Source organism: Pseudomonas lactucae (assembly GCF_016937615.1).
Classification (GTDB): domain Bacteria; phylum Pseudomonadota; class Gammaproteobacteria; order Pseudomonadales; family Pseudomonadaceae; genus Aquipseudomonas; species Aquipseudomonas lactucae.
The window spans coordinates 1-10,156 of the sequence record NZ_JAFHKI010000140.1; the positions used below are offsets into that span (position 1 = coordinate 1).

The window sequence follows — 10,156 nt, forward strand, 5'->3', positions numbered from 1 at the left end:
GCAAGCCTCCACATTTGATTCGATTTCCACTTCAGGATCGCCGGTCTTCAGCGACGTTCGATTGGCACGAACTTGCGCTGTTCGACGCCGGTGTACTCGGCGCTTGGACGGATGATGCGGTTGTTGGCACGCTGCTCAAACACATGCGCAGCCCAGCCGGTCAGGCGCGAGCAGACGAAGATCGGGGTGAACAGCTTGGTCGGGATGCCCATGAAGTGGTACGCCGAGGCATGGTAGAAATCGGCGTTGGGGAAGAGTTTTTTCTGTTCCCACATGGTCTTGTCGATGGCTTCGGAGACCGGGAACAACACCGTGTCACCCACTTCGTCGGCGAGTTTTTTCGACCAGCCCTTGATCACTTCATTGCGCGGGTCGTTGTCTTTGTAGATCGCGTGGCCAAAGCCCATGATCTTGTCTTTGCGCGCCAGCATGCCGAGGGTGCCTTGCACCGCGTCTTCGGCCGAGGAGAAACGCTCGATCATCTCCATCGCCGCTTCGTTGGCTCCGCCGTGCAGCGGGCCGCGCAGGGAACCGATGGCGGCGGTGACACAGGAATACAGGTCCGACAGGGTCGAGGCACATACGCGCGCGGTGAAGGTCGACGCGTTGAATTCGTGTTCGGCGTAGAGAATCAGCGACACGTTCATGACCTTTTCATGCAACTCGCTTGGCTTCTTGCCGTGCAGCAGGTGCAGGAAGTGGGCGCCGATGCTGGGCTCGTCGGTCACGCAATCGATGCGCTTGCCGTCGTGGCTGAAGCGGTACCAGTAGCACATGATCGCCGGGAACGCGGCGAGCAGGCGGTCGGTGACGTCGCGCTGCACGCTGAAGTCTTGCTCGGGCTCGATATTGCCCAGGAACGAGCAACCGGTGCGCATCACGTCCATCGGATGAGCGTCGGCGGGAATGCGTTCCAGCACTTCTTTGAGTGCCTGCGGCAGGTCGCGTAGCTTGCTCAGTTTTGTGCGGTAGTCCGTCAGTTCGGCCTGGGTAGGCAATTCGCCGTACAACAGCAGGTAGGCGACTTCTTCAAACTGCGCGTCGGCGGCCAGTTCGCGTACATCGTAGCCGCGGTAGGTCAGGCCGGCACCCGCCTGGCCCACGGTGGACAGTGCGGTCTGCCCGGCGACCTGGCCACGCAGGCCGGCGCCACTCAATACTTTTGCTTCAGCCATGTTCGTTCTCCAATGTTGTAGTTATGGGAGGCGCGTTCGTTATTTTTTCGCGGCGAACAGCGCGTCGAGCTTCTGTTCGAAGGTGTGGTAGTCGATGCGGTCGTAAAGCTCCATGCGGGTTTGCATGGTGTCGATCACGTTCTGTTGGGTGCCGTCGCGACGGATCGCGGTGTAGACGTTCTCGGCGGCCTTGTTCATGGCGCGGAAAGCCGAAAGCGGGTACAGCACCAGGGAAACATCGGCAGATTTCAACTGTTCGGTGGTGTACAGCGGGGTCGCGCCGAATTCGGTGATATTGGCCAGAATCGGCGCCTTGACCCGGGCAGCGAACAGCTTGTACATCTCAAGTTCGGTGATGGCTTCCGGGAACACCATGTCGGCGCCGGCCTCGATGCAAGCGGCGGCACGTTCCAGGGCGGATTCCAGGCCTTCGACCGCCAGGGCGTCGGTGCGCGCCATGATCACGAAGCTGTCATCGGTGCGCGCATCCACGGCGGCCTTGATACGGTCGACCATTTCCTGCTGGGACACGATTTCCTTGTTTGGACGATGGCCGCAGCGCTTGGCACCCACCTGGTCTTCGATATGGATGGCCGCGGCGCCGAACTTGATCATCGACTTGACGGTACGCGCCACATTGAATGCCGAGGAGCCGAAACCGGTGTCCACGTCCACCAGCAGCGGCAGGTCGCACACATCGGTGATGCGACGCACGTCGGTGAGCACGTCGTCGAGGCCGGTGATCCCCAGGTCCGGCACGCCCAGGGAGCCGGCCGCCACGCCGCCGCCCGACAGATAAATGGCCTTGAAGCCGGCGCGCTTGGCCAACAGTGCGTGGTTGGCATTGATCGCGCCCACCACCTGCAACGGCTGTTCGCTGGCGACCGCGTCACGGAAACGCTGGCCTGGGGTGCTGTTGTTGTTGGAACTCATGGCTCACCTCTATTTATTGGGGAGTGCCGTCCGGGAAGTGACGGGCAATATTGCGTTTGGAAGCGCCGATGTGGCGGCGCATCAACAACTCGGCCAGTTCACCGTCGCGATCGGCAATCGCGTCAAGAATGCGGTGATGCTCGGCAAAAGCCTGGCGTGGACGATTTGGGGTAGCGGAGAACTGGATGCGGTACATGCGCACCAACTGGTACAGCTCGCCACAGAGCATTTGGGTCAAGGTGCGGTTGCCGGCGCCTTGAATTATCCGGTAATGAAAATCGAAGTCGCCTTCCTGCTGGTAATAGCCCAGGCCGGCCTGGAACGCTTCGTCGCGCTCATGGGTGTGCAATACCTGGCGCAACTCTTCGATTTCCGCGTCGGTCATGCGCTCGGCCGCCAGGCGACAGGCCATGCCTTCCAGGGATTCGCGGATTTCATACAGCTCGACCAGTTCGGCATGGCTCAAGGACACCACCCGTGCGCCGACGTGGGGCACGCGTACCAGCAGCCGCTGGCCTTCCAAACGGTGGATCGCCTCGCGCAGCGGCCCGCGGCTGATGCCATAGGTGCGCGCCAGCTCCGGCTCGGAAATCTTGCTGCCGGGGGCGATCTCGCCTTTAACGATGGCGGCCTGGATGCGTCGGAAGACGTTCTCGGACATGGTCTGCGAATCGTCTTGCGTCATCACTGGGGTTTCCAGTTGATCCAGCATATTGTCGACACCTTTAAAAGCAATGAGGCAAAAACTAGCCAATAATGCCAAAGCAGTCAAAGAATAAATGCACATTGTCGACAATCGTCTAATAGCGCCCTGGCGTATTCCCGCAAGGCATGGCCGCCTGCCAGCGCTGGCGCCAAAAAAGCATCATGTTAGAATGCCCGCCGCTTTTGCCTGACATCACTGGATGAAACGGCGCACGAGGGAGTTTGCGCAGCAATGCCAGTCGCCTTGAATTGAACATCGCACTGCACCGCCTCAGGATCTATGAGACTCAAGCCCTTCCCCCTGTTTTGCCTAGTGTGCCTACCGAGCCTTGGCGTTGCCGCCGAGAAGACCGTGTACGGCCTCAACGAATACGCCCAACTGGCCGGGATCGACCTGGAGGTGGCCGCCAAACTGGACACCGGGGCCAAGACCGCTTCCCTCAGCGCGCGTGACATCAAGCGCTTCAAGCGCAACGGCGAATCCTGGGTGCGCTTCTACCTGGCCATCGACACCGCCCATTCCCACCCCATCGAACGTCCCCTGGCCCGCGTCAGCAAGATCAAGCGTCGCGCCGGCGACTATGATCCCGATGAGGACAAGAACTACACCGCCCGCCCAGTGATTGCCCTGGATATCTGCATGGGCACCGCACTGCGCAGCATCGAAGTGAACTTGACTGACCGCAGCGCTTTCCAATATCCGCTGCTGATCGGCTCCGAAGCGTTGAAACGCTTTGATGCGCTGGTCGATCCCAGTCTTAAATACGCAGCAGGCAAACCCGCCTGCGCCGCCGACGCTCATACCGCCGAGTAAACCGAATGCGCTCTCTTACCCTGCACTTGAAAATCCTGATCGCCATCCTGGTGGTGCTGGGTATTTCGGTCACCGCCTATCAGATTTTCGTACTGGGTATCCCCGTCACCGAGGACGCCACCGACGACTTGTGGAACATCGATGCCAAGGTCGAGTTCGTCGCCAACCCGAAAGACCCGGTCAAGATCCAGATGTTCGTGCCGCCCTTGAGCCGCGACTTCGTCAGCCTCAATGAGAGTTTTATCTCGAACAACTACGGGGTCAGCGTCAACCGCATCGACGGCAACCGCAAAGTCACCTGGTCGCGCGCCGCGCCAAGGGCAACCAGACCCTGTATTACCGACTGGTGCTGACCAAGCGTTACAGCGGCGAGAAAGCCAAGATCAAGGGCCCGACCTTCCGCGACAGCATCGCCGTGGAAGGCCCGGAAAAAATCGCCGCCGAAGCCCTGTTGGCGCCGATCCGCCAGCATTCGGCCGACGTCGAGACCTTCATTACCGAAGCGATCAAACGCACCAATAATCTCAATGACGACAATGTGAAGCTGCTGCTGGCGGGCGACCCGTCGACACCGCACAAGGCCAAGATCGTCGAGCTGCTGCTGTCCATCGCCCATGTGCCGGTGGAAAAGGTCCACACCATCCGCCTGGTCGCCGACCAGCCGCAAACCCCGGAACTGTGGCTGCGCAGCTTCAATGGCAATGACTGGCTGTATTTCAACCCGGAAACCGGCGAACCGGGCCTGCCCGCCGACCGGCTGCTGTGGTGGACCGGCGATGAAAACCTGATCACCGTCGATGGCGGCAAGAAAGCCATGGTCACCTTCAGCCTGAACAACAGCGAAATGAACGCGATTCGCCTGGCCAAGCTGACCGACGAGAACACCGACGCCAACTTCCTCGAATACTCGCTGTATGGCCTGCCGCTGCAAACCCAGCAAACCTTCATGATCATGGTGATGATCCCGATCGGCGTGCTGGTGATCCTGATCCTGCGCAACCTGATCGGCCTGCAGACCCTGGGCACGTTCACGCCGGTGCTGATAGCCCTGGCGTTTCGCGAAACGCAGTTGGGCTTCGGCATCATGCTGTTTACGGTGATCACTGCGCTTGGGCTGTCCCTGAGGTCGTACCTGGAACACTTGAAACTGCAGATGTTGCCGAGGCTGTCGGTGGTACTGACGTTCGTGGTGGTGCTGATCGCGGCCATCAGCCTGTTCAGCCACAAGCTAGGGCTGGAACGCGGCCTGTCGGTGGCACTGTTCCCGATGGTGATCCTGACCATGACCATCGAACGCCTGTCCATTACCTGGGAAGAGCGCGGCGGTGGCCACGCCATGAAAGTGGCGATCGGCACGCTGTTCGCCGCCTCCCTGGCGCACATCATCATGAGCGTGCCGGAGCTGATCTACTTCGTGTTCACCTTCCCGGCGATCCTGCTGATCCTGGTGGGCTTCATGCTGGCCATGGGGCGTTATCGCGGTTACCGCCTGACCGAGCTGGTGCGTTTCAAGGCCTTCCTCAAGGCTGACTCGTAATGTTCGGCTTCTGGAAGACCTGGAAGGCCCTCGAAGCGCGGGGGATCATGGGCATCAACCGGCGTAACGCCGACTACGTGCTCAAGTACAACAAGCGCAGCCTGTACCCGATCGTGGATGACAAGATCATCACCAAGGAACGGGCGATTGCGGCCGGTATCCACGTGCCGCAAATGTACGGGGTGATCTCCACCGAGAAGGAAATCGACAAGCTCGACGAAATCATCGCCGGGCGCAGCGACTTCGTGATCAAACCGGCCCAGGGCGCCGGCGGCGATGGCATCCTGGTTGTGGCGGACCGCTTTGAAGGCCGCTACCGCACGGTGTCCGGCAAGATCATCAGCCATGAAGAGATCGAGCATCAGATCTCCAGCATCCTCACCGGCCTGTACTCCCTGGGCGGCCACCGTGACCGTGCGTTGATCGAGTACCGTGTGGTGCCCGACCAGATCTTCAAGAGCATCAGCTACGAAGGCGTGCCGGATATCCGCATCATCGTGCTGATGGGCTACCCGGTGATGGCCATGCTGCGCTTGCCCACGCGCCAGTCCGGCGGCAAGGCCAACCTGCACCAGGGTGCGATTGGCGTGGGCGTCGACCTGGCTACCGGCCTGACTCTGCGTGGCACCTGGCTGAACAACATCATCACCAAACACCCCGACACCACCAACGCGGTGGATGGTGTGCAGTTGCCCAACTGGGACGGTTTCATGAAGCTTGCCGCGGGCTGCTACGAGCTGTGCGGGCTGGGCTACATCGGCGTGGACATGGTGCTGGACCAGGAAAAAGGCCCGCTGATCCTCGAACTGAATGCGCGGCCAGGACTGAATATCCAGATCGCCAACGACTGCGGGTTGACCTTGCGCACCCATGCGGTGGAGGCCCGGCTGGAAGAGCTGAAAGCCGCCGGCGTGACCGAAACCGTGGAAGAACGGGTGAAGTTCGTACAGGCAATGTTTGGGCATATTCCGCCCGTCGAAGGCTGATCCGGTCGTCGAACTGTCTATCCCCGACATCCCCTCTAGGAGCAAATCCTACAGGGGACTACAATCGCCTCCCCCCGCCCAGGCTGATCCACCCGCATGTCGACCTGCTCCGTACACCCGCTGCCCTACCGGGCCAACCCCACCGAGTATTTTGCGGCGATTCGCCATGCCCCGGGCGCGGTGCTGCTCGACAGTGGCCGCCCGGTGGCCGAGCGCGGGCGTTATGACCTGCTCAGCGCCTGGCCTGAGGCGACACTGACGGTAGCGCCCGACGAAAGCGGCAGCGATTTCCTGCAGCGTTTGCGCAAAAACCTGACGCAGCTGGGTCACGCCACCCTGCCCGATGGCTACACATTGCCGTTTGCCGGCGGTTTGATCGGCTACCTGAGTTATGACTTTGGCCGGCACCTGGAGCAGATGCCGCACTTGGCAGTGGATGATTTGCACCTGCCGGATGCGCGCTTCGGGCTGTACGCCTGGGCACTGGTCAGTGATCACCAGGCGCAGACCAGTCAATTGGTGTTCCACCCGGCGCTGGCCGACAGCGAACGGCAACGATTGGTCGCGTTATTCAGCCAACCGACGACAGACAGCACCGCCACGTTCACGCTGCAAGGGCCCATGGCGCCGGACCTCACGGCCGAGGCGTACCGCCAGGCCATCGTGCATATCCAGGATTACATTCAGGCGGGCGATTGCTATCAGGTCAACTTTGCCCAGCGTTTTCGCGCACCGTGCCTCGGTGATCCATGGGTCGCTTACTGCGCACTGCGCGAAGCCTGCCCGACGCCCTTTTCCGGCTTCCAGAGCCTGCCGGATGAAGGCGCGGTATTGAGCCTGTCACCGGAGCGTTTCGTCAGGATCAGCGCAGGTCACGTTGAAACCCGGCCGATCAAAGGCACCCGTCCACGCGGTGTAACGCCTGAAGACGACGCTGCGCACGCCGCCGAACTGCTGGCCAGCGCCAAGGACCGCGCCGAGAACCTGATGATCGTCGACCTGCTGCGCAACGACCTGGGCCGCACCTGCCGTACCGGTTCGGTGAGCGTGCCGGAGCTGTTCAGCCTGGAAAGCTACCCCAACGTGCATCACCTGGTCAGCAGCGTTATCGGCGAGCTGGCCGACGACAAGGACGCCCTCGACCTGATCGCCGGCAGCTTCCCCGGCGGCTCCATCACCGGCGCACCGAAGATCCGCGCGATGCAGATCATCGACGAGCTGGAGCCAACCCGTCGCGGCCTGTACTGCGGCTCGCTGGTGTACCTGGACGTGCGCGGCGAGATGGACAGCTCCATCGCCATCCGCAGCCTGCTGGTCAAGGATGGCCAGGTGTGCTGCTGGGGCGGCGGCGGGATTGTCGCGGACTCACAGTGGGAGGCGGAGTACCAGGAGTCGCTGACCAAGGTGCAGGTGTTGTTGCACACGTTGGAAAGTTTGTAACGCACGACCCTCGTGGCTTGCGGGCAACGGCTCTAGAAACCGAAAAAATCTGAATCAGAACCGCTATGGACGAGGCGCGAGCCGGGAGATAGCGTCCCACTCCGACTCTCCATCCGCCATCTGTGAAGGATCACATGAAGCGACTGCCTACTCGTCAGAAATTATTTCAGGGATTGCACTTCCAACCAACCACCCTAACATCTCCCAAAATGGGATGCGTCAGCGATGCGGATAATCGCGCGCTCTACCTTACGCATACCAGATCAACGCGGAGACCGTGTGATGGACATCAAACCGATACATTCCCAGGAAGACCTGACCGCTGCGCTGGCGCGGGTGGAGCAACTTTGGGGCGCGCAGAAGGGCTCGCCCGAGGGCGACGAACTGGAAATCCTCGCTGTACTCATTGAAAAGTACGAGGCGGCACATTATCCAATGCCACCTTCCGACCCCGTGGAAGCCATTCGATTTCGCATGGAACAACTGGGCATGACGGCCCGCGACCTGGAGCCCTTTATCGGCACCAGTGGACGGGTTTCAGAAGTACTGAACCACAAGCGCAAGCTGAGCCTGTCGATGATCAAGCGCCTGCATGAAGGTTTGAGTATTCCTTATGAGCGGTTGCTGGCAGAGGGATAAACAATGGCAGGGCCGGCCCTATCGGGGCATAGGTATCTACACAACTTGCTCTGAGCGAAAAACCTAGAGCCAATGGCTGTTGTGGTGAGCGGGCTTGCCCGCTCACCACAGGGTGAATTATCAGCTTTTAAAAATTATGTAGACACTTATGCCTATCGGGACCACCAGCATCACTGAATGACTTAAAGACTCAACGTCCGATTCGACGCCTTGATGAATTCGTTCTTCAAATCCTCAAACGTATGCACCGCCGGAAATTGCGGGAATTCACGCACCACATTCTCTGGCGCGTGGAACAGAATCCCACGGTCGGCTTCGCCCAGCATGGTGGTGTCGTTGTAGGAATCGCCGGCGGCGATCACGCGGTAGTACAGGCTCTTGAACGCCAGCACCGACTGGCGCTTGGGATCTTTCTGGCGCAATTGGTAGCTCACCACGCGGTCGTTTTCATCGGTGATCAGGCGATGGCACAGCAGCGTCGGGAAACCCAGTTGGCGCATCAGCGGCTGTGAGAACTCATAAAAGGTGTCGGACAGGATCACCACCTGAAAGCGCTCGCGCAGCCAGTTGACGAACTCGACGGCGCCGTCCAGCGGCTTGAGCGTGGCGATCACGGCCTGGATATCGGCGAGCTTGAGCCCATGTTCGTCGAGGATGCGCAGGCGTTGCTGCATCAGCACGTCGTAGTCGGGAATGTCCCGGGTGGTGGCCCGCAGGGATTCAATCCCGGTTTTTTCGGCGAAGGCGATCCAGATTTCCGGAACCAGCACCCCTTCCAGGTCAAGACAGGCAATTTCCACAAGACACTCCCATTTATCTGTTGTTGGTTGAGCGGGCAAAAAAGACTGCCGAACTCTAGCGATTCAAGCTCGCCGCCGCAACGCAGAGCGGATTTTGATACCATCGCTCCCCTATAGAGCGCTCAGCGCCACTGACCTGTAGGAACCGTCCTGATGAACCAAGCCTTCGACGTTGTTGAACTCGCCGCGACCTATGCCAACAAATCCGCCCAGGACATTCTCAAGCTGGCGTTCAGCCAGTTCGGCGATGACCTGTGGATCTCCTTCAGCGGCGCCGAGGACGTGGTGCTGGTGGACATGGCCTGGAAGCTCAACAAGAACGTCAAGGTATTCAGCCTCGACACCGGTCGTCTGCACCCGGAGACCTATCGGTTTATCGAGCAGGTACGCGACTTCTACAAAATCGACATCGAACTGATCTCACCGGACCAGAGCAAGCTGGAGCCGTTCGTCAAGGAAAAGGGCCTGTTCAGCTTCTATAAGGACGGCCATGGCGAATGCTGCGGCGTGCGCAAGATCGAACCGCTGCGCCGCAAGCTTGCCGGCGTGAGCGCCTGGGCCACCGGCCAACGCCGCGACCAGAGCCCCGGCACACGCAGCCAGGTGGCGGCGCTGGAGATCGATACAGCCTTCTCCACCCCGGAACGCACCCTGTACAAATTCAACCCGCTGTCGCAAATGACCAGCGAAGAGATCTGGGGTTACATCCGTATGCTGGAGCTGCCGTATAACAGCCTGCATGAACGCGGGTTTATCAGCATTGGCTGCGAGCCCTGCACCCGGCCGGTGCTGCCGAACCAGCATGAGCGTGAAGGCCGTTGGTGGTGGGAAGAGGCCACCCAGAAGGAATGCGGGCTGCATGCCGGGAACATCATCAGCAAGGCTTGAAGACCGACGAAGTAAAAATGTGGGAGGGGGCTTGCTCCCGATAGCGGTCTGTCGGTCAACTTATGTTTGACTGAAACACCGCTATCGGGGGCAAGCCCCCTCCCACATTTGTTTTGTGTTAGGCCATAAACTGTACACACATATGTAACATTAAGTGTCATTTATGTGTGCAATTAATGCACCCTTGCACCAATAGGTAACATTTATTTCCCACGCAATGTGTTCATTAAATAACGTAC

The 10,156-nt window shown here is 60.0% G+C and carries 9 protein-coding genes and 1 pseudogene; 6 read left to right on the forward strand and 4 right to left on the reverse strand.

The features are described 5' to 3' along the window. Nucleotides 1-47 precede the first annotated feature (47 nt). Genes prpC through JWR98_RS23255 form a run of 3 tightly spaced genes read right to left on the reverse strand, consistent with a single transcriptional unit; the run spans nucleotide 48 to nucleotide 2,820 of the window. Nucleotides 48-1,175 carry a bifunctional 2-methylcitrate synthase/citrate synthase gene (gene prpC / locus JWR98_RS23245; protein ID WP_205491311.1) on the reverse strand — a complete coding sequence of 376 codons (1,128 nt, stop codon included), beginning with the start codon at nucleotides 1,173-1,175 and terminating at the stop codon, nucleotides 48-50. A gap of 39 nt (nucleotides 1,176-1,214) precedes the next feature. Further along, nucleotides 1,215-2,108, reverse strand: coding sequence for a methylisocitrate lyase (gene prpB, locus JWR98_RS23250; protein ID WP_078734252.1), 894 nt, complete (start codon nucleotides 2,106-2,108; stop codon nucleotides 1,215-1,217). Between the two features lie 13 nt (nucleotides 2,109-2,121). Next, entirely contained in the window at nucleotides 2,122-2,820 is a 699-nt protein-coding gene (locus JWR98_RS23255) for a GntR family transcriptional regulator (protein ID WP_003175538.1), read from the reverse strand. A gap of 273 nt (nucleotides 2,821-3,093) precedes the next feature. On the opposite strand from JWR98_RS23255, the gene rloA reads away from it, so the two are divergent. From rloA to JWR98_RS23280, 5 genes and pseudogenes are all read left to right on the forward strand, one after another. Continuing rightward, nucleotides 3,094-3,627 (forward strand): retropepsin-like aspartic peptidase RloA, encoded by a 534-nt coding sequence (rloA, locus tag JWR98_RS23260; protein ID WP_003175539.1) that lies wholly within the window; start codon nucleotides 3,094-3,096, stop codon nucleotides 3,625-3,627. 5 nt (nucleotides 3,628-3,632) lie between these two features. Further along, nucleotides 3,633-5,164: pseudogene (gene rloB, locus JWR98_RS23265) on the forward strand (osmotic stress tolerance membrane protein RloB). Then, nucleotides 5,164-6,150 carry an alpha-L-glutamate ligase-like protein gene (locus JWR98_RS23270; RefSeq protein ID WP_003175541.1) on the forward strand — a complete coding sequence of 329 codons (987 nt, stop codon included), beginning with the start codon at nucleotides 5,164-5,166 and terminating at the stop codon, nucleotides 6,148-6,150. Before rloB ends, JWR98_RS23270 begins: the two are co-directional and overlap by 1 nt. A 96-nt stretch (nucleotides 6,151-6,246) precedes the next feature. Then, nucleotides 6,247-7,590 (forward strand): aminodeoxychorismate synthase component I, encoded by a 1,344-nt coding sequence (gene pabB / locus JWR98_RS23275; protein WP_205491313.1) that lies wholly within the window; start codon nucleotides 6,247-6,249, stop codon nucleotides 7,588-7,590. A 282-nt stretch (nucleotides 7,591-7,872) separates the two neighbouring features. After that, a complete protein-coding gene (locus tag JWR98_RS23280) occupies nucleotides 7,873-8,229 on the forward strand; it encodes a helix-turn-helix domain-containing protein (RefSeq protein ID WP_078734254.1) in 357 nt (118 codons plus the stop codon). 182 nt (nucleotides 8,230-8,411) lie between these two features. Here JWR98_RS23280 and thrH read toward each other — a convergent pair whose 3' ends face one another. After that, nucleotides 8,412-9,029, reverse strand: coding sequence for a bifunctional phosphoserine phosphatase/homoserine phosphotransferase ThrH (thrH, locus tag JWR98_RS23285; RefSeq protein WP_003175544.1), 618 nt, complete (start codon nucleotides 9,027-9,029; stop codon nucleotides 8,412-8,414). Between the two features lie 153 nt (nucleotides 9,030-9,182). On the opposite strand from thrH, the gene JWR98_RS23290 reads away from it, so the two are divergent. After that, nucleotides 9,183-9,917, forward strand: coding sequence for a phosphoadenylyl-sulfate reductase (locus tag JWR98_RS23290; protein WP_078734255.1), 735 nt, complete (start codon nucleotides 9,183-9,185; stop codon nucleotides 9,915-9,917). Nucleotides 9,918-10,156: the final 239 nt, after the last annotated feature.